22 protein-coding genes are annotated in these 23,518 nt (G+C 71.5%); 12 read left to right on the top strand and 10 right to left on the bottom strand.

Going from position 1 to position 23,518, the window contains the following annotated elements:
- Positions 1-47 precede the first annotated feature (47 nt).
- Together AB0J55_RS26235 and AB0J55_RS26230 are read left to right on the top strand one after the other, a co-directional pair.
- Complete coding sequence (locus AB0J55_RS26235) at positions 48-755, top strand: TetR/AcrR family transcriptional regulator (protein ID WP_364253603.1); 708 nt, start codon at positions 48-50, stop codon at positions 753-755.
- A gap of 79 nt (positions 756-834) precedes the next feature.
- Entirely contained in the window at positions 835-1,788 is a 954-nt protein-coding gene (locus tag AB0J55_RS26230) for an alpha/beta hydrolase-fold protein (protein ID WP_364253600.1), read from the top strand.
- 12 nt (positions 1,789-1,800) lie between these two features.
- On the opposite strand, the gene AB0J55_RS26225 is transcribed toward AB0J55_RS26230, so the two are convergent.
- The 7 genes from AB0J55_RS26225 to AB0J55_RS26195 form a co-directional block, all read right to left on the bottom strand.
- Positions 1,801-2,721, bottom strand: coding sequence for an anti-sigma factor RsbA family regulatory protein (locus AB0J55_RS26225; protein ID WP_364253597.1), 921 nt, complete (start codon positions 2,719-2,721; stop codon positions 1,801-1,803).
- A gap of 52 nt (positions 2,722-2,773) precedes the next feature.
- Entirely contained in the window at positions 2,774-3,181 is a 408-nt protein-coding gene (locus AB0J55_RS26220) for a hypothetical protein (protein WP_364253594.1), read from the bottom strand.
- Positions 3,182-3,231: 50 nt separating this feature from the next.
- On the bottom strand, positions 3,232-4,527 hold the full coding sequence (gene clpX / locus AB0J55_RS26215) for an ATP-dependent Clp protease ATP-binding subunit ClpX (RefSeq protein ID WP_004562779.1): 1,296 nt from the start codon (positions 4,525-4,527) through the stop codon (positions 3,232-3,234).
- 230 nt (positions 4,528-4,757) lie between these two features.
- Positions 4,758-5,411 (bottom strand): ATP-dependent Clp protease proteolytic subunit, encoded by a 654-nt coding sequence (locus AB0J55_RS26210; RefSeq protein WP_364253591.1) that lies wholly within the window; start codon positions 5,409-5,411, stop codon positions 4,758-4,760.
- 25 nt (positions 5,412-5,436) lie between these two features.
- Entirely contained in the window at positions 5,437-6,042 is a 606-nt protein-coding gene (locus AB0J55_RS26205) for an ATP-dependent Clp protease proteolytic subunit (protein ID WP_364253588.1), read from the bottom strand.
- A gap of 138 nt (positions 6,043-6,180) precedes the next feature.
- Entirely contained in the window at positions 6,181-7,572 is a 1,392-nt protein-coding gene (gene tig / locus AB0J55_RS26200) for a trigger factor (protein ID WP_364253584.1), read from the bottom strand.
- Positions 7,573-7,875: 303 nt separating this feature from the next.
- Complete coding sequence (locus tag AB0J55_RS26195) at positions 7,876-8,466, bottom strand: TetR family transcriptional regulator (protein WP_364253581.1); 591 nt, start codon at positions 8,464-8,466, stop codon at positions 7,876-7,878.
- A 138-nt stretch (positions 8,467-8,604) separates the two neighbouring features.
- Between AB0J55_RS26195 and AB0J55_RS26190 the strand changes: the two genes are divergently transcribed.
- Complete coding sequence (locus AB0J55_RS26190) at positions 8,605-10,704, top strand: fatty acid desaturase (protein ID WP_364253579.1); 2,100 nt, start codon at positions 8,605-8,607, stop codon at positions 10,702-10,704.
- 17 nt (positions 10,705-10,721) lie between these two features.
- On the opposite strand, the gene AB0J55_RS26185 is transcribed toward AB0J55_RS26190, so the two are convergent.
- Positions 10,722-11,291 (bottom strand): hypothetical protein, encoded by a 570-nt coding sequence (locus AB0J55_RS26185; protein WP_364253577.1) that lies wholly within the window; start codon positions 11,289-11,291, stop codon positions 10,722-10,724.
- Between the two features lie 184 nt (positions 11,292-11,475).
- On the opposite strand from AB0J55_RS26185, the gene AB0J55_RS26180 reads away from it, so the two are divergent.
- The 3 genes from AB0J55_RS26180 to AB0J55_RS26170 all read left to right on the top strand — a co-directional run bounded on the left by AB0J55_RS26180 (position 11,476) and on the right by AB0J55_RS26170 (position 15,612).
- A complete protein-coding gene (locus tag AB0J55_RS26180; RefSeq protein ID WP_364253574.1) occupies positions 11,476-13,011 on the top strand; it encodes a HAMP domain-containing sensor histidine kinase in 1,536 nt (511 codons plus the stop codon).
- 4 nt (positions 13,012-13,015) lie between these two features.
- A complete protein-coding gene (locus tag AB0J55_RS26175; protein WP_364253571.1) occupies positions 13,016-14,947 on the top strand; it encodes a glycosyltransferase family 39 protein in 1,932 nt (643 codons plus the stop codon).
- Between the two features lie 107 nt (positions 14,948-15,054).
- Positions 15,055-15,612 (top strand): GNAT family N-acetyltransferase, encoded by a 558-nt coding sequence (locus AB0J55_RS26170; protein ID WP_364253568.1) that lies wholly within the window; start codon positions 15,055-15,057, stop codon positions 15,610-15,612.
- On the opposite strand, the gene AB0J55_RS26165 is transcribed toward AB0J55_RS26170, so the two are convergent.
- The gene (locus AB0J55_RS26165) at positions 15,557-16,660 is read right to left on the bottom strand and encodes a hypothetical protein (protein WP_364253565.1); all 1,104 of its coding nucleotides are present in this window, start codon (positions 16,658-16,660) and stop codon (positions 15,557-15,559) included. The genes AB0J55_RS26170 and AB0J55_RS26165 overlap by 56 nt on opposite strands.
- 71 nt (positions 16,661-16,731) lie before the next feature.
- Positions 16,732-17,799, bottom strand: a complete 1,068-nt coding sequence (locus AB0J55_RS26160; RefSeq protein ID WP_364253562.1) for a helix-turn-helix transcriptional regulator — start codon at positions 17,797-17,799, stop codon at positions 16,732-16,734.
- A 233-nt stretch (positions 17,800-18,032) separates the two neighbouring features.
- On the opposite strand from AB0J55_RS26160, the gene AB0J55_RS26155 reads away from it, so the two are divergent.
- The 6 genes from AB0J55_RS26155 to AB0J55_RS26130 all read left to right on the top strand — a co-directional run bounded on the left by AB0J55_RS26155 (position 18,033) and on the right by AB0J55_RS26130 (position 23,501).
- Positions 18,033-18,653, top strand: coding sequence for a hypothetical protein (locus AB0J55_RS26155; protein WP_364253559.1), 621 nt, complete (start codon positions 18,033-18,035; stop codon positions 18,651-18,653).
- Between the two features lie 21 nt (positions 18,654-18,674).
- Complete coding sequence (locus tag AB0J55_RS26150) at positions 18,675-19,337, top strand: Crp/Fnr family transcriptional regulator (protein WP_364253556.1); 663 nt, start codon at positions 18,675-18,677, stop codon at positions 19,335-19,337.
- 82 nt (positions 19,338-19,419) lie between these two features.
- Positions 19,420-19,692, top strand: a complete 273-nt coding sequence (locus AB0J55_RS26145) for a hypothetical protein (RefSeq protein ID WP_364253553.1) — start codon at positions 19,420-19,422, stop codon at positions 19,690-19,692.
- On the top strand, positions 19,689-20,312 hold the full coding sequence (locus AB0J55_RS26140) for a hypothetical protein (protein WP_364253550.1): 624 nt from the start codon (positions 19,689-19,691) through the stop codon (positions 20,310-20,312). Before AB0J55_RS26145 ends, AB0J55_RS26140 begins: the two co-directional genes overlap by 4 nt.
- A 94-nt stretch (positions 20,313-20,406) precedes the next feature.
- Entirely contained in the window at positions 20,407-21,663 is a 1,257-nt protein-coding gene (locus tag AB0J55_RS26135; RefSeq protein ID WP_364253547.1) for a bifunctional glycosyltransferase family 2/GtrA family protein, read from the top strand.
- Positions 21,663-23,501, top strand: coding sequence for a glycosyltransferase family 39 protein (locus AB0J55_RS26130; RefSeq protein ID WP_364253545.1), 1,839 nt, complete (start codon positions 21,663-21,665; stop codon positions 23,499-23,501). Before AB0J55_RS26135 ends, AB0J55_RS26130 begins: the two co-directional genes overlap by 1 nt.
- The last annotated feature ends 17 nt before the right edge of the window (positions 23,502-23,518 follow it).

The raw sequence follows: 23,518 nt of genomic DNA, 5'->3' as shown, positions 1-23,518 counted from the left end.
CGTGGTTATGCATCCAGGTATAACAGGGTTATGGGATACTGGCAAGCATGAGCCCGAAACCGCGCGCGACCGACGTCAAGGCCCGGCTCGTCGAGGCCGCCATCCGGCTGCTCGACGAGAGCGGCCCGGAAGCCCTGCAGGCCCGCAAGCTGGCCGCGGAGGTCGGCGTCTCGACGATGGCGGTGTACACGCACTTCGGCGGCATGGCCGCGCTGGTCGACGAGGTCGCGCGGGCCGGGTTCGTGCGGCTGGCGGAGTGGCTGGCGCAGGTCGGCGAGACCGCCGACCCGGTGGCGGACATCTTCAGCCTGGCCCGCACCTACCGGCAGGCGGTCGCCGAGCAGCCGCAGTTGTACGCGGTGGCGTTCGGCCAGTCCGCACCCGGCGGCAAGCGGGCGACGCTGTCCGACCTGACCACGGAGGCGGGCCGCGAAGCCGCCCAGGAAGGACTGGAGGCGTTCGCTCCCATCGTCCGGGCCACCGCGCGGGCGATCGCGGCCGGCCGGTTCCGGCCCGCGGACGAGTACCAGGCCGCCGCCCAGCTGTGGAGCGCGCTGCACGGCTTCGTCACGCTGGAGGCGTCCGGCCACTTCGGCCCCGCCGAACAGGGCATAGACCACATTCTGGTCCCCCTCGGGATCACCATGGCAGTGGGTCTCGGGGACACTGTGGACCGGGCCAGGGGCTCGGCCGAAGCGGCGAAGGCGGCCTGGCGAGCGAGGACCGGAAACACCGGGCAGGGTGGTAACGATTGACCCGGTGAACAGGGGCGCGAGGGAACGCGGAGCGGCTGCGCGGCGTCTTTGAATACGGGGGCAGGGGGATGGAGACAGGGTGAACGAGGAAAACGGGGACGCGGAGCCGGCCGGGACGGTCGCCGAGGCGGTCCAGGGCGCCCGGCGGTGGCTGAGCCGCCGATCGGTGCTGATCGCGGGCGCGTCCGGGCTGGCCGTGACCGGTCTCGCCGTCGGCACGGCGACCGGCAAGCTGCCGTTCAGCCAGGCCCTGCAGCGGACGCTCGGCGTGACGTCGTCGAACCCGACGACCCAGCTGGGCAGCACCCGCGTCGAGCGCGTCTACTCGGCCGCCCGCGGGCGGATGGTCGACCTGGTGTTCATCCTGCCGTCGAAGACCCCGCCGAAGGGGCTGCCGATGTCGCTGATGCTGCACGGCCTGCACGGCAACGCCCGCAGCGCGGCCCCGACCGGCACGCTCAAGCAGCTGGCCAGCGACGTCGCCCGCAAGGCGGTCCCGGCGTTCGGCTTCGTGGCCGTCGACGGCGGCGACAACTACTGGCACGAGGTGCACCCCGGCGACGACCCGATGGCGATGCTGCTGGAGGAGGTCCCGCAGTGGCTGCGGGCCCGCGGCTTCGCCGGGCCGACCGGGCAGCCGTTCGCCTGCACGGGCGTGTCGATGGGCGGGTTCGGCGCGCTGGTGTACACGCGCCGCCGGGTCGAGCGGCGCCAGCCGCCCGCCGCCGTCGCGACGCTGGCCCCGGCGCTGATCACGTCGTGGCCGGAGATGGCCAAGCGGCACATCTTCACCGGCATCCAGGACTGGACGGCCCTGGACCCGCTGCGCCACATCGACGAGACCAAGGGCGTGGCCAACGGCATCTGGTGCGGCACGGAGGACTCGTTCATCACCGGCGTCCGCCGCTACATCGACGCGGCCCACCCGGCGGTCGCCCACACCGCGCACGGCAAGCACGGCGACCCGTTCAACCGGACGGTGGTGCCGAGCCTGATCAGCTTCCTCGGCAAGCACGTCCCCCGCGCCGACTGACCCCGTAACCCGTCAGCGGGTGAAGTGGATCCGGGTGGTCGTGCGGCCCGGGATCCAGTACTGGCGGACCAGGTCGGCCAGGCGGTTGACCAGCAGGAGGCCGCGGCCGCCGAGGGTGGTCGCCGACGGGGGGATGCGGCCGGCCAGGGGCTCGGTGATCGTGCCCGTGTCAGTGACCTCGGCGACCACCTGGGACGCCTCCGCCCACAGCCACAGCACACCCGTGCCGCCGCCGTAGAGCACGCTGTTCGTGGTCAGTTCCGCGATCGCCAGCGCGAAGTCGTCGCGGCGGGGCCGGCGCAGGCCGTTCCGGGCCGCCCAGATCTCCGCGAAGCCGCGCACCGACGCCAGCTGCCCCAGGTCGAACCCGCGCTCGACCGCGCCCGGCGGGGGCTCCAGGGGACGCGTGAAGTCTTCGCGGACGCCGTCGGGGTCGAAGTGCGGGCTGCGGAACGGCCCGGCCACACCCCACATCTCCGGATGCGTCCGCTCGGCGTCGGCCAGGACCGGCGGCGGCAGCGCCCCGACGTCGTACGGGCACAGGATCGCCAGGTCACGCCCGGCGAAGGCGTTGTTGATGAGGGCTTCGTGCACCACGCACGCCGGGTACTCCGCCTCCGAGCGGCCGGCCCAGATCGGCTCGCCCACCAGGCGCACCGGACCGTCGTGCTCGCCGGCGAAGGCGTGCAGAACCGACGGCAGGATCGCGCCGGGGTTGCGGCCCGCTCGCTGCATGTCGATCAGCCGGACCTCGTGCGCCCGGTCTTCCAGGGCCTTCTCGATCAGCAGCAGGTTGTGCCCGGGAACGGCGACGGCCGCAGGCTCACCCCGGTCGAGACCTTCGAGCAGAAACGGAATGACACCGTCCAGATACTCAGTGTCACCGCGATAGAGAAGGGCAGGATGCCGGAAGGGTCCCAGGGCATCTACCACGAGGTCGTCATACCCAACCGCCGCCGGCCTCAAACCCTACGGACGTCGGAATTCACTCCACCCAGCGGCCGACCACCGAGATCAGCCAGAACCCCACCAGGGTTGCGAGGGCGAAGAGCAGGATCCAGTTGAACAGCTGACGCCGGCTGGTGACGCCCCGGGCCCGCCACAGCGCGTACCCGCCGACGACGAACAGCGGCACCGGGATCAGCGGCAACGGCGACAGCCGGGCCACCACGGCCACGACGCAGGTCCCGGTGAACACCGCCAGCACGCCCATCAGCACGCGGTTCAGCCACGGGTACCGGTCGAAGACGGACGCGATCACGCGTTCGCTCAGCTCGCGGAACCCGAGGACGGGCCCCGCGGCGGGCTCGACGGGCACCGGGGCCGGCGGTGGCGGCGCCTGCACGCCACCACCGGGAACGGCCCCGGAACCCGGGAGAGAGTCAGCAGTCATTCAGCTTTCCTGTCGGGTCTCCGACCCGGGCGGCCCGGAGACGCCCGGCGTCAGGCCGACTTCTCGCCGCGCTCGCTGCGCGCGCGCCGCGTCGGCTGCCGGGCGACGATCGTCGGGTTCACGTTCTCCCGGACGGTCTGCTCGGTGATGACGACCTTCGCCACGTCGTCGCGGCTCGGGATGTCGTACATCACCGGCTGGAGCACTTCTTCCATGATCGCACGCAGCCCGCGGGCACCGGTCCCGCGCAGGACCGCCTGGTCGGCGATGGCCTCGAGCGCGGTCTTGGTGAACTCGAGCTCGACGTTGTCCATCTCGAAGAGCTTCTTGTACTGCTTCACCAGGGCGTTGCGCGGCTGGGTCAGGATGTTGACCAGCGAGTCCTTGTCCAGGTGGTTCACCGTCGCCACGACCGGGAGACGGCCGATGAACTCCGGGATCAGCCCGAACTTGATCAGGTCCTCGGGCATGGTGTCGGAGAAGACGTCGCTCTCCTCGATCTCGGACTTGGTGCGGATCTCCGCGCCGAAGCCGAGGCCGCGCTTGCCGACCCGCTCGTTGATGATCTTCTCCAGCCCGGCGAACGCGCCGGCCACGATGAACAGCACGTTCGTCGTGTCGATCTGGATGAACTCCTGGTGCGGGTGCTTGCGGCCGCCCTGCGGCGGAACCGAGGCGGTGGTGCCCTCGAGGATCTTCAGCAGCGCCTGCTGGACGCCCTCGCCGGAGACGTCCCGGGTGATCGACGGGTTCTCGCTCTTGCGGGCGATCTTGTCGACCTCGTCGATGTAGATGATCCCGGTCTCGGCCCGCTTGACGTCGTAGTCCGCCGCCTGGATGAGCTTGAGCAGGATGTTCTCGACGTCCTCGCCGACGTAGCCGGCCTCGGTCAGCGCCGTGGCGTCCGCGATGGCGAACGGCACGTTCAGCAGCTTCGCGAGGGTCTGCGCGAGGTAGGTCTTGCCGCACCCGGTGGGACCGAGCATCAGGATGTTCGACTTGGCGAGCTCGACCGACTCCTCCTTGGAGTCCTTCGGCCCGGCCTTGTCGTCCGCCTGGATCCGCTTGTAGTGGTTGTAGACCGCTACCGCGAGGGTCCGCTTGGCGTCTTCCTGCCCGATGATGTACTGCTCGAGGAACTCGTGGATGTCGGCGGGCTTGGGCAGCTCGTCGAGCTTGACGTCGCCGGCCTCGGCCAGCTCCTCCTCGATGATCTCATTGCAGAGGTCGATGCACTCATCGCAGATGTAGACCCCGGGGCCGGCAATGAGCTTCTTCACCTGCTTCTGGCTCTTCCCGCAGAAAGAACACTTCAGCAGGTCTCCGCCGTCACCGATCCGTGCCATGGCCGTTGACCTCGTCCCCTCCGGCGCGGGTTTCCGCGCCTGACGTGTGTTGCGACGGTGCGACCCGCCGGTCACGCCGGACCGGGCGGAGCCTCACGCATTGCCACTGACGGTACCCGTCCGATGCCGCGGGCGGGAACACCCACGAGCTCCGGCAGCACGTCAGAGGACGACCCTAAACCAGGATGCCGGTGTGTGTCGTCTTCTCGACACACACCGGCCTGGCGGATCTACAGAGCCGACGCCTTACGGTACGGCAGCACCTCGTCGATGATGCCGTACGCCTTGGCCTCTTCGGCGGTCAGGATCTTGTCCCGCTCGATGTCGGTCTTGATCTGGTCCGGGTCCTTGTTCGTGTGCTTGGCCAGGATGACCTCCATCTGGCGCCGCACCCGCTGGATCTCGTTCGCCTGGATCTCCAGGTCGGAGACCTGGCCGTAGGTGCCCTCGGTGGCCGGCTGGTGGATCAGCACGCGCGAGTTCGGCAGCGCGTAGCGCTTGCCCGGCGTGCCGGCCGACAGCAGCACCGCGGCGGCCGAAGCGGCCTGGCCGAGGCAGTACGTCTGGATGTCCGGGCGGACGAACTGCATCGTGTCGTAGATCGCCATCAGCGAGGTGAAGGAGCCACCCGGCGAGTTGATGTAGATCAGGATGTCGCGGTCCGGGTCCTCGTGCTCGAGGTGCAGCAGCTGGGCCATCACGTCGTTGGCCGACGCGTCGTCCACCTGCACGCCGAGGAAGATGACCCGCTCTTCGTACAGCTTGTTGTACGGGTTCGACTCCTTGACGCCGTAGCTGGTGCGCTCGACGTAGGAGGGCAGGATGTACCGCGACTGGGGGATGTTCGGGGCCCGGAAGTCACCCGGGAGCCTGAAGTTGCTCATCGAAAGTCTCCTTGGTGCTTCGGGCTCAGCGAGAGCCCGGCCGGGCGATGTCGGCGGTGAGGACGTGGTCCACGAAGCCGTAGTCCTTCGCCTCCTGCGCGGTGAACCAGCGGTCGCGGTCGCCGTCCTTGATGATCTGCTCGACCGTCTGGCCGGTCTGGTCCGCGGTGATCTGCGCCAGCTCCCGCTTCCACTTGTTGAACAGGTCCGCCTGGATCGCGATGTCCGACGCCGTGCCGCCGACCCCGGCCGACGGCTGGTGCATCAGGATGCGCGCGTGCGGGAGGGCGTAGCGCTTGCCCCGCGTGCCCGAGGAGAGCAGGAACTGCCCCATCGAGGCCGCCATGCCCATCGCGTAGGTCGCGACGTCCGGGCGGATCAGCTGCATGGTGTCGTAGATGGCGAAGCCGGCGGTGACCGAACCACCCGGCGAGTTGATGTAGAAGCGGATGTCGGACTCGGCGTCGTCGGCGTCCAGCAGCAACAGCTGCGCGGTGATCCGGTTGGCGATCTCGTCGTTGACCTCGGAACCGAGGACGACGATGCGCTCCTGGAGCAACCGCTCGAACACCGAGTCGGTGAGGGTGAGCCCTGCGGTGCCGGTCCGCGCCTCGGGCGTGTGCTGCGTCACGTCTGCCTGCCTTTTCGCCGGCGGTGGCCCGGTGCTGACGGCCACCGCTGTCGTTTCAGATGCTTGAGATCTTGTAACCGACCCTAACGAACTTGGGCGGCGCAGAATGCCTGACACCGCCCAAGTTCGCTCACAGCTTCACTCCGCCGGAGTCTTCGCCGTCTCGTCGGTGACCTGCGTCTCTTCGGTTGCCGCGTCGACGGCCGGCTCGTCGCTGCCGAACAGCTCCGAAAGGTCGACCTCCGCACCCGAGCCGTCGGTCACGGTGGTCTTCCGGACCACCGAGGCGAGGGCCTTGCCGCGCCGCACGTCGGCGTAGATCGCGGTCAGCTGACCGGACTGCTGGGCGCGCTGGACGTACTCGTCCGGGCTGATCCCGAAGCGCTGGGCCTGGTAGATGATCCGCTCGGTGAGCTCGCCGTCGTTGACCGACACCTCGTCGCGGTCGGCGATGGTGTCCAGCAGCAGCTGCGTGCGGACGGCCTTCTCCGACTCGGCGCGGGTCTCCGCGTCGAACTCCTCGAGCGTGCGGCCCTCGGCCTCGAGGGCCTTCGCGAACTGGGCCTCGTCGTGGTCGAACGGGTGGATCGCGTCGTGCTTGCGGTTCTCGATCTCGGCGTCGAGGACCTTCTCCGGGATCGGCACCTCGGTGCGCTCCAGGAGCTCGTCGAGCACCTTGTCGCGCGCCTGGACGCCCTGCTGCATCTTCTTGACGCGGCCGAGCCGCTCGCGCAGGTCGTTCTTGAGCTCTTCGATCGTGTCGAACTCGCTGGCCATCTGGGCGAACTCGTCGTCGGCCTCGGGCAGCTCGCGCGTCTTGACCGACTGGACGGTCACGGTCACCTCGGCGTCCTTGCCGGCGTGCTCCCCGGCGACGAGCTGGGTGGTGAACGTCTTGGTCTCGCCGGCGTTCGCGCCGACGATCGCCTCGTCGATGCCGTCGACGAGCTGGCCGGAGCCGATCTCGTAGGACAGCCCGGTGGTGCTCGCCTCTTCGACGGTCTCGCCGTCGACGGTCGCGGACAGGTCGATCGAGACGAAGTCGCCGGTCTCGGCCGGGCGCTCCACGCCGGTCAGCGTGCCGAAGCGGGCGCGCAGCTCGTCGAGCTGCTCGTCGACCTCCGCGTCGGTCAGCTCGACGTCGTCGACGGTGATGGCGAAGCCGTCCAGGTCGGGCAGCTCGATCTCCGGGCGCACGTCGACCTCGGCGGTGAACTCGAGCACGTCGCGGTCCTCGAGCTTGGTCACGTCGAACTCGGGATTGCCGAGCGTGCGGACCTCGTTGGCGCGGACGGCCTCGATGTACTTGGCCGGGATGGCCTCGTTGACGACCTCGTCGAGCACCGGGCCACGCCCGATCCGGCTTTCCAGGACGCGAGCGGGCGCCTTGCCGGGCCGGAAGCCCGGGATGCGCACCTGCTGGGCGATCTTGCGGTAGGCGCGGTCGAAGTTCGGCTTGAGCTCGTCGAACGGCACCTCGACATTGATCTTGACTCGCGTCGGGCTGAGCTGCTCGACGGTGCTCTTCAAGGTCTTCTCCTCGAGCGGTAACGATTGTGGTGGACAATCCTGCGGAAATGGCCCCGGCTGACGTGCAGGCCGGGACGTCCGAGTCTAGGCCAGTGGCCTTCGCGACCGGGCCGGGGGCCACCTGCGAGGTCAGGCGCCCGGCATCCGGCCGATCACGCGGCGCATCCGGCCGCTCGCGACCCGCTGGGCGGCGGGGGTGGGAGAGCGCCGTTCACTCCGGGAGGAGTCGGCGGCCGCCTTCACCCGCGCCGCGCGCGACGAGCCGCCGCCGCGCCGCCCGACCCGAGCACCCTTGGCCGCGGGTCAACCGCCCAGTATCCGGCCGATCACCCAGCGCATCTGGCCGCTCGCGTGCGCCACCGAGCCGCTCGGCTGGACCAAGTGCGACAGCAGCAGCCGGACGAAGGCCTCGACCGCGACCGTCCACTCGGAAGACGTCAGCCCGGCCTCCGGATAACACCGCGCGAACACCGCTGCCACCGTGTCGACCGAGCGCTCCAGCACACCCTCGGGCCGCGTTGTCAGCAATGGGAGGAAATCGTCGCGGCCGCCCTTCGGGCAGCCGAGCGCGATCAGCAGCAGCGGATTGACCCGAGCCGCTTCGAGAGTCTCCCGGAACGCAGCAGTCACGCCGTCGGCCGCGCGGCCCGGGTGGGCGGCGGCGACCTCGGTCACGCGCTCGGCGAACCGCTCGGTTTCCCGCAGCAGCAACGCCTCGGCCAGCTCGGCCTTGGAGCCGAGTTCGTTGTAGACGGTCTGCCTGCTGACGCCGACGTGCGCGGCCAGCTTGCCCATCGTCACCGCGGCCCAGCCGTCGCCGGCGATCAGGACGGCGGCCGCGTCCAGCAGCCGGTCCCGGGTGCGTGCCGGGGCGGGAGGGGTGACGGCCTTCACAAGGGCAGCTTACCTGCCGCTTGCGTTCGGCTGGCCCAAACCTTTTTTCGAAGCCTGGCACAACGTTTACAAACGACGGCGGGTTGTCTACGGTGACTCCCGCCTCGCCAGGAGCTTCTCGACCGAGGAGACCGCTCGATGCCCGTCGTCGATACCCCGCCGCGCGGCTCCCGGACGTCCGGATCGCCGCCGTCGGCGCCCGGCCGTCGCCCGGTGCCTTCGCCCCGGATCCCGTTGCCGCGCCTGTCGGTCCCGACGCTCCTGTTGTTCGCCGGCGGCGTCGCGCTGTGGGGCACCGCGACCTGGCTGCTGCTGGCCGGGATCGCGCCGCCGGTGTTCACCGTGCCCCTGCACGCGATCGTCACCTTCACGATGTTCACCGTGGTGCACGAATCGGCCCACCACGCCGCAGGGAAGCTGACATGGGTCAACGAGCTGCTCGGCCGGCTGGCGATGCCGTTCGTCGCCGCGTACGCGTCGTTTCCGCTGCTGCGGTTCGTCCACAGTGAACACCACCGCAACACGAACGCCGACTCCCACACCGATCCGGACGCGTGGACGTCGCAGGGATCCTGGTGGTCGCTGCCGTTCCGCTGGCTCACCATCGACTTCTGGTACGCGCATTTCTACACCTCCCGCGCGCGGAGCCGGCCCGCGCCGGAGCGGGCGGAGTCGATCGTGCTGCTGTCGCTCGCGTTCGTCGCCGCCGCCATCCTGATCGCCTGCGGGCACGGCACCGAGCTGCTGCTGGGGTACGTGCTGCCGCAGCGGATCGGGCTGGCCGTGCTCGCGTGGTGGTTCGACTGGCTGCCCCACCACGGCCTGCCCGCGGCGAAACCGCGGGACAAGTACGGCACCACGCGGGTGCGCGTGGGGCTGGAGTGGCTGATGACGCCGATGATGCTGTTCCAGAACTACCACCTGGTGCACCACCTGCACCCCGCCGTCCCCTTCTACCGTTACCTGCGGGCATGGCGGGATAACCGGGACGCCTACCTGGCCCGCGACGTCCCGATCATCACCGCGTGGGGCCGCGAGCTGACGCCGGCGGAGTACCGCGCGTGGCGGCGGCTGGCCGACGGCCTCGGCGACGACGAACCCGGCCCCGAGCCGCCGCCGCTGCTCGGGCCGAGCCGGTTCCACCGGCTGCGGGTGCGGGAGGTCCGGCCGCTGACCGCGGACGCCGTCGCGATCACCTTCGACGTCCCGCCGCGCCTGGCCCCGGAGTTCCGCTTCACCCCCGGCCAGCACGTGGCCGTCCGCGCGGTGGTCGACGGCCGCCCGGTGCGGCGGACGTACTCGATCTGCGCGCCGGCGGGCTCGGGCGAGCTGCGGATCGCGGTGAAGCGGCGCGCGGGCGGCGCGTTCTCCGGCTACGCGACGACGACGCTGGCCGCCGGCGACCACCTCGACGTGCTGCCGCCGTCCGGCGCGTTCACGCACGTCCCGGACCCGGCGCGGACCGCGCATTACGTGGCGCTGGCGGCGGGCAGCGGGATCACGCCGGTGCTGTCCATCCTGGTCAGCACGCTCACCGCGGAGCCGCACAGCCGGGCGACGCTGCTGTACGTCAACACCTCGGGCGCCACGACCCTGTTCGCGACGGAGCTGAGCGAGCTCGCCGAGGGGTTCGGCGGGCGGCTGCACGTCGTCCACTACCGCACCGACGAGCGCGACCCGGACCTGCACGCGCACCGGCCCCGGCACTTCGACACGGTCGGCGAGGCGCTCGCCATCTCGCACGTGCGCTACCAGCGCGGGCGCCTCGACGGGACGCGGCTGCGCGCGCTGCTGCAGAACCGCCTGCATCCGGCGAAGGTGGACGAGTGGTTCCTGTGCGGGCCGCGCGGCCTCCTGGACCTGGCCCGGCGCACCCTGGCCGACGCGGACGTCCCGGAGGAGAACGTCCACTTCGAACTGTTCCGCGGCGCGGCACCCCCGAGGGACCCGGCGGGCGCGGCGGCGACGGTGGCGGTGACCCTGGGCGGCGCGACCACGCGCGTGCCGGCGGAGGCGGGCGAGACGGTCCTGGACGCGGCCCTGCGAGCGGGCTTCGAGGTGCCGTACTCGTGCACGGGCGGCGCGTGCGGCACCTGCCGGGCGACGCTGCTGCACGGCCAGGTCGACATGGACGTCCGCTACGCGCTGACGGAGGACGACGTCGCGGCGAACCGGATCCTGACCTGCCGTTCCCGGGCGACGACCCCGGAGGTCGCGGTCGACTACGACCGCCGCTGACCCCCGGGGCCGCCGGATCAGCCGGTCTGCGCCGGGGCGCCCGAAGGCGGGGTGCCCTGGCCGCCGCCCGGGGCCTGGCCCTGCTGGCCCTGGGGGCCCGACTCGCCGTCCGTCACCGACGTCGCGGTGGCCGTGCTGCCGGACTCCGTGGCCACCACCGTGACCGTGTCGCCCGTGGCCAGGCCGGTCGCCTGGGCCGAGGTGATCGTGTACGTCTTCGAGAAGCCGTCGTCGCTCTTGGCGGTCAGGGACGTCGCGCTCAGCTCCGTCACCTCGCCCGTCTGCATGATCTTCGTGACGTAGCCGCCGTTGCCGTCCGACGCCACGTATTCACCGTGCAGCGCCCCGCCCAGGCCGCCGCCCGCCATGCCGCCGGGACCGCCCGTCATCCCGCCCGGACCGGCCTGCGCGTCGGTGGCCGCCGACGACGAAGCGGCCCAGATCGCCGCTCCCCCGCCGGCCACGATCACCGCCGCGACGGCGCCCGCCGCGACCTTCTTGCCCGGCGACCAAGCCGGCTTCGCGGCCGGCGCGGGCGTCGCACCCCACGTCTGGTCCGGAGTGGACGGTGCCTGCGGTGTGGTCATGGTTCGCTCCTTGCTGTTCGGGACGAGGTCCACGGTGGAGCCGCCGGCTGTGTACCGACTGTGCCCGCCGTCAGCCGTTCCTGTGACCGGAGGAACCGGACATCCCGTCACGGGCCGGTCACCGCACAGCCGCCTCACAGGCAGCACACAACCCGCACACACGGCGCCGACGGACGCTGGATCCATGGCCGCGCGAACCGTTCCGTCACGCCCCCGCCGGGGGCGGCTTTCGCTGCGCGCGAAGCTGACCGGCTCGATGGTCGTGCTGCTCACCGTCGTGTGCCTGCTCGTCGGGGTGGTCAGCGAGTTCGCGCTCGACCTGTTCCTCACCCGCCAGATCGACCAGCAGCTGTCGGCCGCGGCGAACCGCTCGCTGGTCTTCGCCGGCAACGTCCGGCCGCCGGACGGCGGGCCGCCGCCGGAGCTGCAGGGCGCGCACCCGCTCGGGCAGAACGTCGGCACGGTCAGCGCCACCTTCTCGGGGCAGACGCTGGTGCACGACGACAGCATCGCCGAGCACGGCGGACGGCTGTACCTGTCGGCGGACCAGCAGGCCTTGATGCGGTCGGTGCCCGCCGACGGCAAGCCGCACACGATGTCCTTCGCCGACCTCGGCGAGTACCGGCTGATGGCGCTGCCGGTCGCCGGCACGTCCGAAGTGGTGGTCACCGGCCTGCCGATGAAGCCGGTCACCGACACGCTGCTCACCGTCGGGCTGATCCTGTTCGGCGTGGCCGCGGCGGGCGTGCTCGGGGTGGCCGTCCTGGGCGCGTTCGCGGTCCGCCGCACCCTGCGCCCGCTCGACCGCGTGGCGGCCACCGCCGGGCGCGTCACCGAGCTGCCGCTCGACCGCGGCCAGGTGGCGCTGTCCATCCGCGTCCCGGAGGGCGACACCGACCCGCGGACCGAGGTCGGCCAGGTCGGCTCGGCCCTGAACCTGATGCTGGGCCACGTCGCCCAGGCCCTCGAAGCGCGCCACGACAGCGAAATCCGGGTCCGGCAGTTCGTCGCGGACGCCAGCCACGAGCTGCGCACGCCCCTGGCCGCCATCCGCGGGTACGCCGAGCTGGCCGCCCGCGGCAGCGCGCTGGTGCCGCCGGACGTCGCGCATTCGATGGGCCGGATCCAGTCCGAAGCCGTCCGGATGTCGTCCCTCGTGGAGGACCTGCTGCTGCTCGCACGCCTCGACGCGGGCCGGCCGCTGGACGTGCGCGAGGTCGACCTCACCCGCCTGGTCGCCGACGCGGTCGGCGACGCCCGGGTCGCCGGGCGCGAGCACCGGTGGCTCCTGGAACTGCCCCCGGAGCCGGTGCTCGTGCTCGGCGACGTCCAGCGCCTGCACCAGGTCCTGGCGAACCTGCTGGTCAACGCCCGCACGCACACCCCACCCGGCACGGCGGTGGTGACGGCTCTCGCCCGTTCGGCAGACGGCAACGCGGTGCTCACCGTGACCGACGACGGCCCCGGCATCGCGCCGGACCTGCTGCCGGACGTCTTCGAGCGGTTCGCCCGCGGGGACTCGTCGCGGTCGCGCACCGCGGGCAGCACCGGGCTCGGCATGGCGATCGCGTCGGCCGTCGTGGTGGCCCACCACGGCACGATCCAGGTGCACAGCAGGCCCGGCCGGACGGAGTTCGCGGTGCGCCTGCCCGTGGCCGTCCCCGCACAGCGCGTGCACAGCATCGGCACAACCCGGCCCCAGCTGGGCACCGGAAGCTGATCGCATGACCGCAGTGACATCCGGGGCTTCGCCCCAGGCCGGGGGCTCCGCCTCCGGGAGCCCCCGAAAAGGCGCCGTGGCAACCCGCGAAACCGTCGTGCCCCCTTCAGCCCCGGCTGGCCGTTCCCGGCACCGGGCGCTCCTGGCCGTCCTCCTGCTCGGCACCGCCGTGCTCTACCTGTGGGGCCTCGGCGCCTCCGGCTGGGCCAACGCGTTCTACTCCGCGGCCGCCCAGGCGGGCTCGCAGAGCTGGAAAGCGCTGTTCTTCGGCTCCAGCGACGCGGCCAACGCGATCACCGTCGACAAGACCCCGGCGGCACTGTGGGTGATGGGCCTGTCGGCGCGGCTGTTCGGCGTGAACGCGTGGAGCATCCTGGTGCCGCAGGCGCTGATGGGCGTCGGCTCGGTCTGGCTGCTGTCCGCGACGGTTCGCCGCTCGGCCGGCCCGGCGGCCGGGCTGGTCGCGGGGTTGGTGCTCGCCCTGACCCCCGCGGCGGCGCTGATGTTCCGGTTCAACAACCCGGACGCGCTGCTGGTGCTGCTGCTGGTGGCGGGCGCGTACTGCGTGGTGCGCGCACTGGAGAAGGCGAGCCCGCGCTGGCTCGCGCTGGCCGGCGTCGCGGTCGGCTTCGGCTTCCTGGCGAAGATGCTGCAGGCGTTCCTCGTGCTGCCCGCGTTCGCCGTCGCCTACCTCGTGGCCGCGCCAGTGCCGCTCGGCAAGCGGCTGCTGCACCTGCTCGGCGCCCTCGGGGCGACGCTCGCGGCGGCGGGCTGGTACCTGGTGGTCGTGGCCCTGTGGCCGGCGGCTTCGCGGCCCTACATCGGCGGGTCCCAGACGAACTCGCTGTGGGAGCTGGTCTTCGGCTACAACGGCTTCGGCCGCATCACCGGCGACGAGGTGGGCAGCGTCGGCGGCGGTGGGGGCCGCGGCTGGGGTTCGACCGGCCTGGCCAGGCTGTTCGGCAGCGAGATGGCGGGCGGCATCGCGTGGCTGCTGCCGGCGGCCCTGCTGGCGCTGGGCGCGGGCCTGTGGTTCACCCGCCGCGCCCCGCGCACGGACGCGTCCCGGGCGGCGCTGCTGCTGTGGGGCGGCTGGCTGCTGGTGACGGCCCTGGTGTTCAGCTACATGGGCGGCATCATCCACCCGTACTACACGGTGGCGCTGGCCCCGGCGGTCGGCGCGCTGGTGGGCACGGCGGCGGTCCAGTTGTGGCGGCTGCGAGCCCATCCGGCGGCGTCCGGGCTGCTCAGCGGCGGCGTGGCGCTGACGGCGCTCACGGCGTACCTGCTGCTGGGCTCGTCGTGGCAGCCGTGGCTGGCACCGGCGGTGCTGGTGGCGGGCCTGCTGGCGGCGGTGGCCCTGTTCTTCGCGGCCCACCTGACCCGCTGGGCGGCGGCTTCCGTGGCGGCGCTGTCCCTGGTCGTCCTGCTCACCGGCACCGGCGCGTACACGCTGGCGACGGCGGCGGCGACGCACAGCGGCGCGATCCCGTCGGCCGGCCCGTCGGCCGGGTTCGGCGGCCGGTTCGGTGGCCCCGGCGGCTTCGGCGGCGGTCGCGGCGGCGGCCCGGGCGCGCTGCTTTCGACGACGCTGCCCGGCCCGTCGCTCACGGCGTTGCTCGAGCAGGACGCGTCCCGGTACACCTGGACGGCGGCCACGGTGCTGTCCAACGCGGCCGCGGGCTACCAGCTGGCGAGCGGGGCTCCGGTGCTGGCGGTCGGCGGGTTCAACGGGACGGATCCGTACCCGACGCTGGCGCAGTTCCAGCAGTACGTGGCGAACGGGCGGATCCACTACTTCCTGGGCGAGGGCACGACGATGCCGGGGTCGACCGGCTCCGACGCGGCCCAGCAGATCGCCGAGTGGGTGGCTTCGCGGTACCACGCGTCCACTGTGGACGGTGTAACGGTCTACGACCTCACCGCGACCGCGTGAGACAAGACGAAAGCAGGGTGTGACGCCGGCCCGGACCCGGGCAACCTGGTCAAGAACCGGCTCACTCCGGCACACTGTGGTGCCCAGGCGAACAGGAGTTTCTGCTGATGATGGAGCCCCACGTACGACCGGCCCGCATCGCAGACCTGGATTCGTTCGCTGCCGCCCTCGGTGACCGCGGATTCTTCGTCGATCGCTACGAGCGACAGCGGAAAGGCCTCGGCGAGCTCTACCTGGCCCGGCTGGGCCCGCGGCCCGCCGGCGCGGTGTACCTGTGGCGCGAGCAGGCCGAGGAAGAGCCCATCCGCTGGTACCTGCCCGGCGTCCCGCTGATCACGCACCTGGAGGTCCACCGGGACCTGCGGAACCTCGGCGTCGGCCAGGCACTGGTCGGCGCGGCCGAGCGCCGCACCGTCGAGCGCGGTCACGACCGGGTCGCGCTCGCCGTGCGGACCGACAACCACGACGCCGCCCGCCTGTACGACCGCCTCGGTTACCGCGACTGGGGCCACGGCGAGGTGACCTGCTTCGCCCGGACGACTGCGCCGGACGGCACGCTGCTGGTCGAGGCGGAAGAGTGCTACGTGCTCGTCAAGGACCTGGTGCCGGTCACACCCGTGCCACGGAGCGAGGCGCACCCGATCGGTGCTTCGAGCCCGTACTGAGCGTGACGTCGTACGCGGCCTGAGCCAGCGGAGGGATGCCCAGCGCCTCGACGGCGTGCTCGATGCCCGACCCGCCGTGGTGGTCGCGCCGCAGGTCGGTGACCCGCTGCCGCCAGGTCACGCAGTCCTGCTGCCAGGCGCGGAGGTAGCGCACGCACAGCTCGGGGGTGATCAGTTCGCTGCGGCCGATCGCCGCGCGCAGGGAGGCGACCATCCGCGTCTGCTGGCCGGCCTCGATCGGCGCCGCCTTCACCAGTTCGACGGTGTTCCGGATGATCCGGCGGCGGTCGGCCAGGAACTCCCGCCAGTACGCCTGGTCGGCCTGCGCGAGACCGAGACGGTTGTCGAACAGCCCGAAGACCCCTTCGGCCAGGTTGTCGCCCAGTTCCTCCGCACGGGCGCGGCGGGTGTCCCGGTAGGGGTCGTAGGGCTTCTGGATCGCCGTTCCGGTGATCGCGGACGGTCGCAGTTTCATGCCGTCCAGCAGGAAGAACCAGTCTTCGTTGTAGATGTTGGGGAAGAACGAGCTGAAGGCCGCCTCCCCCACCGCGAGGGCGCCGCCGCCGATGAAGGTGTCCTGCGGGCCTCCCGCGTCCCGGATCGCGTGGCAGACAACGGAGTTGTCCGGCATGCCGGCGTTCGCGAGACCGACGACCGGGTATCGATCGAGCAGGCCGGCCGCGACGCCGAGATCCGCGGGGTCGGGCAGCTCGATGTCGTCGTCGAGGAAAAGGATCCGCTTCCAGCCGGCGAGGACCGCGATGAGCAACGCCAAGTTGCGCTTGAAGCTCGTGTCGGTCTGCCGCCGGAACCGGGTGAAGCGCAGCAGCCGGTCGGTGGCGAAGTCCGGCACGAGCCCGGGATTGAGCAGGTCGACGTCGATGGCGAGCGCGCGGACGCCCGCGTTCTTCGCCTCCAGGACCGCACCGGGAACGGTGGACCTCTTGCTGCACAGGAAAAGCAGGAAGACGTCGCGCTCCTTGGCCGCGGCGATGGCCTGCCGGAGATAGGCGGACGGGCGGGCGGTGGGGACGATGATCGCGTCCATCACCGCACCGGAAACGTCCGCCCGATCGTGGTGCGCCAGGAGATTCTGGTGCGATACGTGCTGTCGCGTGTTCACTCGGCAGCCTCGGGCCACTCGTGCAACCGGTTCTCCTCGAGCGTCCAGTCGGGAGTCAGGCCCTGCCCTCCGACGACAGGGACCCGGCTGATGATGCTGAAGGATGACACATCACCGAACCGCTCTTGTACGTACGCGATGTTCCGGTCCCGGAAGCGCGCATCCGTCAGCGCTCGAACCGCACCCAGTGTTCCTCGACCGTACATACCATTGCACACGGTCACGGTGCGCTTCCGGTTGAACGGACTTTCGTCGCGGTAGAAGTGAGCGACGTCCTCCAACAAGTGCTCCTGGCTGTCGAGCTTCGGTTCGAACAGCTTCGATTGGCCGTTTTCCTCGACCAGAAACCCGCCGTGCTCGGCATCGTCCGCCCGGGCGACCTGCTTCACCGGAAGCTTCACCCGTTCGATGACAGTCCGGGTCACCGAGTTGAAGTCGACGCCGCCGAGTAGGACGAGGTGACTCGTGTAGTCGTCGGCCCCCAGCTCGTCGCTGGTACAGAACTTGACGTTGTTGTCCGGGTTGCGCGAGCGGATGTGCCCGTACAGCTCGATCAGCGCGTCGGGGTCGGCATAGGTGTAGAGCGAAACGAAGTCGGCGCTCTCCGGGTCCGCGTACGACAGGTGCTGACGGTACTTCTCAGGCAGCCGGGCACAGACGATGGTGATGTTCTGCTCCCCGTCGAAAGTCCAGATGTCCGCCACCGGCGCCGGAGCGGCGGGGTTCATGCCTTCACGCAGCCACAGCAGCTCTTCCAGGAGCGCCTTGCGCCGGGTCCGCTCCTCGTCCGTCAGTTCTTGGACAGGGAGAACGCGAAGCGTTCCGCCGTCCAGCGACCGCCGGGTGGCGAACAGGGTGGCGTAGGCCTCGAGCCGCCTGGTCGGCGGCGCGATCGGCCTGTCTGCGTTTTCCCACGAGGAGATCAGCGAGATGCTGAGCCGCTTGTCGCCGCCGAGCGCCCGGGCCAGTTGTCCCTGGGTGATCCCGGCGTCCGGCCACAACGACTCGCGCAGGGCACGCAGGCGGCGGGCGAGCGCGGGCCGCGGCTGCTGGACTGGGGACACGACCGGCCACCCTTCAGGAAATTTCAGTACTCCCGACAAGGGCCCCGATACTACTCCCCGTCACTAGTGGCGGAGTCGGCGCCCTGCCGAACCTGGGACTGAAACGTTACGCCCAGCGGAACTTCCCTGCACCGAACAGATAACACCGATTCATCTCAGTTGATCCAGGGTACTTCACGCCTTACAGTCTCCTTGACTGAACTTCAGTTTTGACCTGAAGGCAGGAGCAGGCCATGAGTAGTCCAGCGCAGCACGTTCCCCTCCACCGGGCCATGGTGGCGGTCGACATCGAGGGCTCGACGACGCGGACCAACACGGTCCGGGCTCAGCTCCGCGCCGTCCTGTTCGAGCTGCTGGACGAGGCCCTCCTGGCCGGCGGGATCACCAGGAAGGTCCGCGACGGCTTCGTCGACCGGGGTGACGGCGCGCTGTGCCTGGTCCGGCCGGTCGACCAGGCGCCGAAGCCGGTGCTGCTCACCACCGTCGTCCCCGCGCTGGCCGGGCTGCTGGCCCGGCACGCCGAATCCCATCCCGACCTCGCCTTCCGGCTGCGGGTCGCCGTGCACGCCGGTGAGGTGCACTACGACAACCGCGGCCCGTACGGCGAGGACGTCGACGTCGTCTGCCGTCTCGTCGACGCGCGGGAACTCCGGCGGCAGCTGCGTATCACGACCGCCCCGCTCGTGCTCGTCATTTCACCGGAGATGCACCGCTCGGTCGTCCGCCACGGTTATCCCGGGATCGACCACACCGCGTACTTCCCGGCGGTGCCGGTCAAGGTCGGCACCCAGCGGCTCCGCGGGTGGATCCACATCCCGGAAGCCGCCCGCCGCCCGGAGGACATGCCCGCGTAGCCCGAACCGAGGTGGGGACCAGTGGAACCGACGGGATTCTGGGCCGATCTGCCCCCGGCGGATCGCCGGGCCGTGACGGAGGCCGCGACGCGGCGCTCCTACCGGCGTGGCGAAACCGTGTGGCGGGAGGGCGACCGCACCCACGTCGTGCTGGTGCTGCTGTCCGGGCACGTGCGGATCGTCCAGGGCACGCCGGAAGGGCGCGAGGTCGTCGTCGGGGTGCGGGGCGCGGGCGAAGTCGTCGGCGAACTCTCCGCGATCGACGCGCAGCCGCGGTCGGCGACCGTCGAGGCGCTGGAGGACCTCGAGGTGCTGGAGATCCCGGGTGACCGGTTCGTCGCCCTGTGCCGGGCGCGGTCGCGGATGTCCTGGGCGCTGCTGCTCGTGCTGTCCTCCCGACTGCGGTCGGTCGGACGGCAGTGGCTGGACGTCGGCGGCGGGGCCGCGGCGCGCCGGGTCGCGGCGCAGCTGATGCAGCTGGCCGTCCAGCACGGCGTGCGGCGCGGGGACGACATCCGGATCGCGGTCCCGGCCACGCAGGCCGAACTGGCGATGACGGCGGCGATCTCCCGCGAGTCCTGGGCGCGCGCGACGCGCGAACTGCGCCGGCTCGGGGTGATCAGCACCGGCAGAAGGCAGGTGACGATCCACCGCCTGGCCGAACTTCGACGACTGGCGAGCTGAATTCCCGCCTTCTGTGTCAGCTGACACAGAACGCCCGGCGAGCCGGAGGTTTCCTGGATTCAAGCGAGGAGGAGGGGCTTTCATGGATTTCTACACCACACCACCGCGCCCGAGCCGCTGGCGCCGTGGCGTCTACGCGGCCGGTCTCGTCATCCCGTTCACCGCTTCGCAGCTGTGGGCGCTGCTGGTGCTGCTGCGGCTCGCCCCGCTCGACGGGCTGGTGGGCCAGGCTTTCGTGCTCGTCCTGCTGGGGTCCGCCACCGCGATCTGGGCGGGGTGGCGCTGGACCTGGCAGCTCGGCCGCGACCGCGACGTGAAACCCGAACCCACCCCGAAGACCCGGATCCCGACATGACGTCCGGGCCGGTCATCGTCGCCGCCCTCGTGCTGGCCGCCGGTACCGGACGTCTCCTGCGCCACCTCGGCGGTGTCCTGCGCCGCCGGCCGACCGGAAGGAGCACGGAAATGACGAGCACGCAGCCGGCGTTCCCGCTACGGGTGTACCACTGGCGGTGGGAGATCCTGGCCGTGACGCTGCTGCCCTACGGCGTGGTCACGTTCGCGCTGTGGGCCGGACCGCTGTGGGCGACGGCGGTCTTCTCCGCCGGGCTCGGCCTGGCGCTGCTGCGGCGCCACCGGATCCGGGCCCGGATCCACGCGATCCGGCTGCAGCACCGGCTGCGGGCGGTGTTCCCGCAGCTGCGCCTGCCCGGCGGCCGCCGCCCGGCGATCCTGTGGAGCCGTCCCCGCGGCGGCGACATCGTGGTGTCGCTGTACGGCCGCGAGGCGTTCGAGGACCTGCACCGCCACCGCACGGTCCTGGCGGCCGCCTGCGCGGTCCCGGAGGTGTACGTGGACCGCCACCCGCGGTACGCGAGCCTGGTGACGTTGACGATCAGCCCGACGCCGCCGAAGCACGAACCCGGCCGCGCGTCCCTGCCGAGCAACGTCGTGCCGCTGCGCGTGCACAGCTGAGTTCCGCCGGTGCCCGGCCCGCGGCCGGGCACCGCACAGGAACCGCACAGAGAGAACACACGATCACCAAAGCGGCGGCCGCGACCGTGGGGGCATGACAGCCACCGCCCCCGCCTCGCGCCCCGGGACCGTGCCGGTCGATCTGGCCGGTCCGCAGCCCGTTCTCGACGTCGTCATCCCGGTCCACAACGAAGAGACCGACCTCGAACCGTGCATCCGACGGCTGCACGCCCACCTGGCCGAGCACGTCGCCTACCCGTTCCGGATCACCGTCGCCGACAACGCGAGCACCGACGCGACGCTGCCGGTGGCCGAACGGCTCGCCCGGGAGTTCCCCGAGGTGGCCGTGCACCACCTCGACGAGAAGGGCCGCGGCCGCGCGCTCAACGCCGTCTGGCGGGCCTCCGACGCCGCTGTGCTCGCCTACATGGACGTCGACCTCTCCACCGATCTCGCCGCGCTCGGGCCGCTCGTCGCGCCGCTGCTGTCCGGGCACTCCGACCTCGCCATCGGCAGCAGGCTCGCCCGGGGGGCGCGAGTCGTGCGCGGCCCGAAGCGCGAGTTCATCTCCCGCTGCTACAACCTGATCCTCCGCTCGACGCTGGCCGCGAAGTTCAGCGACGCGCAGTGCGGGTTCAAGGCCATCCGCGCCGACGTCGCGCGTGAGCTGCTGCCGCACGTCGTGGACACCGGGTGGTTCTTCGACACCGAGCTGCTCGTCCTGGCCCAGCGGGCCGGGCTGCGGATCCATGAGGTGCCGGTCGACTGGGTCGACGACCCGGACTCGTCGGTCAACATCGTCCGCACGGCCACCGAGGACCTCAAGGGCATCGTCCGCGTCACCAAGGCCACCTTCACCGGCGAGATCCCGGTCAGCCGGCTGCGCGAGCAGCTCGGCAGGCAGCCGATCGGCGTCGACGCGCCGGGCGTGCCGCCGCGGCTGGTCACGCAGCTCGTGCGGTTCGCCGCGATCGGCGTCAGCAGCACGCTCGCCTACCTCGTGCTGTTCCTGCTGCTGCGGACGGCCGTCGGCGCGCAGCCGGCGAACTTCGCCGCGCTGCTGGTGACGGCGGTCGGGAACACCGCGCTGAACCGGCGGCTCACGTTCGGCATCCGCGGCCGCGCCGGCGCCGGGCGCCACCAGTTCGAGGGACTGATCGTGTTCGGCCTCGGGCTCGCGCTCACGAGCGGGGCGCTGGCCCTGCTCAACGGGTCCACCACCCCGGGCCTCGTCCTGGAGCTCACCGTCCTGGTGCTGGCGAACCTCGCCGCGACGGTGCTCCGCTTCCTGCTCCTGCGCGGCTGGGTGTTCCACCCGCGCCGCCAGGCCACCACCCCGAAGGAGTACTGATGACCGCCGTCCTGCCCGCTCCGGTGTCCGAACCCCGGCACCGCAAGGAGTCCGCCGCGCACGCACCACCGCGCTGGGCCCGCCCGGCGGTGTTCGGGCTGCTGGCCGCGACCGCGGTGCTGTACTTCTGGAACCTCACCGCGTCCGGCTACGGCAACTCGTTCTACGCCGCCGCCGTCCAGTCCGGGACGCAGAGCTGGAAGGCGTGGCTGTTCGGGTCGCTGGACTCCGGCAACGTGCTGACCGTCGACAAGCCGCCCGCGGCCCTGTGGGTCGGCACGGCGTTCGCCCGGATCTTCGGCTTCTCGAGCTTCACCGTGCTGGCGCCGCAAGCGTTGATGGGCGTCGCGTCCGTCGGGATCCTGTACCTGGCGGTGAAACGGACGTCCGGCCCGGCCGCGGGCTTGCTGGCCGGGGCGATGCTGGCGGTGACGCCGGTCGCGGCGCTGATGTTCCGCTTCAACAACCCGGACGCGCTGCTCGTCCTGCTGCTGGTCGCCGGCGCCTACTTCGTCGTGCGGGCCACGGAAAAGGCGAGCCCGAAGTGGCTGGCGCTGGCCGGCGTCGCACTCGGGTTCGGCTTCCTGACGAAGATGCTGCAGGCGTTCCTGGTGCTGCCGGCGTTCGGCCTGGCGTACCTGATCGCGGCGCCGGCGTCGCTGGGCAAACGGCTGCTGCACCTCGGCGGCGCGGTCGTGGCGCTGGTCGTCTCGGCGGGCTGGTTCATCGCGCTGGTGGACCTGTGGCCGGCGGCTTCGCGGCCCTACATCGGCGGGTCCGAAGGGGACAGCCTGCTCGAACTGGCGTTGGGCTACAACGGCTTGGGCCGCATCTTCGGCGGCGAGGGCAACGGCGGCGGCATGGGTGGCGGCGGCATGGGCGGCAACACCGGGTTCGGCGGGTCGACCGGCCTGTTCCGGATGTTCGGCGCCAGCTTCGGCACGGAGATTTCGTGGCTGCTGCCGGCCGCGCTGATCGGCCTGGCCGCCGGGCTGTGGTTCACCCGCCGCGCACCGCGGACGGACCGGACCCGGGCGGCGCTGGTGCTGTGGGGCGGCTGGCTGGTCGTCACGGCCGCGGTGTTCAGCTTCATGAGCGGCACGGTGCACCCGTACTACGCGGTCGCGCTGGCCCCGGCGATCACCGCGCTGGTCGCGATTTCGGGCCACGCTTTGTGGCGGGGCCGGGCCCACCTGGCGCCGCGGGCCGCGCTGGCCGGGATGGTCGTGGCGACGGCGGTGTGGTCGTTCATCCTGCTGGACCGGACGCCGGAGTGGTTCCCGGCGCTGCGGTGGATCGTCGCGGTGCTCGGGGTGCTCGTCGGGACGGTGCTCATCATGGGCGCGCCCGCTTCGCGCCGCCTGGTCGCGGTGCTCGCGGCGGCCGTGGCCCTGACCATCGGTGTGTCGTCCGCGGCGTACGGCGTCGAGACGGCTTCGGTGGCCCACAGCGGATCGATCCCGACCTCGGGCCCGACGTCGAGCGCGATGGGCGGCTTCGGCGGCGGCCCTGACTCGTCCTCCAGCGCGATCGGCGCGCTGCTGGCGAAGACGACGACGAAATGGGCGGCGGCGACGACGGGTTCGCAGAGCGCGGCGTCGCTGGAGCTGGCGAGCGGCAGGGCGGTCATCGGCATCGGCGGCTGGAGCGGCTCGGATCCGGCGCCCACCCTGGCCGAGTTCAAGGCGTACGTGGCGGCGGGCGAGGTGAAGTACTACATCGAGGGCGGCCGCGGCGGCGGCCCGGGCGGCGGCTCGTCGGAGATCACGGAGTGGGTGACGGCGAACTTCACCGCGACGACGGTCGACGGCCAGACGGTGTACGACCTGCAGAGCTGAGGAAGGGCGAAGGGGCC

The organism is Amycolatopsis sp. NPDC049688, assembly GCF_040674975.1.
Lineage (GTDB): Bacteria > Actinomycetota > Actinomycetes > Mycobacteriales > Pseudonocardiaceae > Amycolatopsis.
This window is presented reverse-complemented; position numbering and strand designations above follow the sequence as displayed.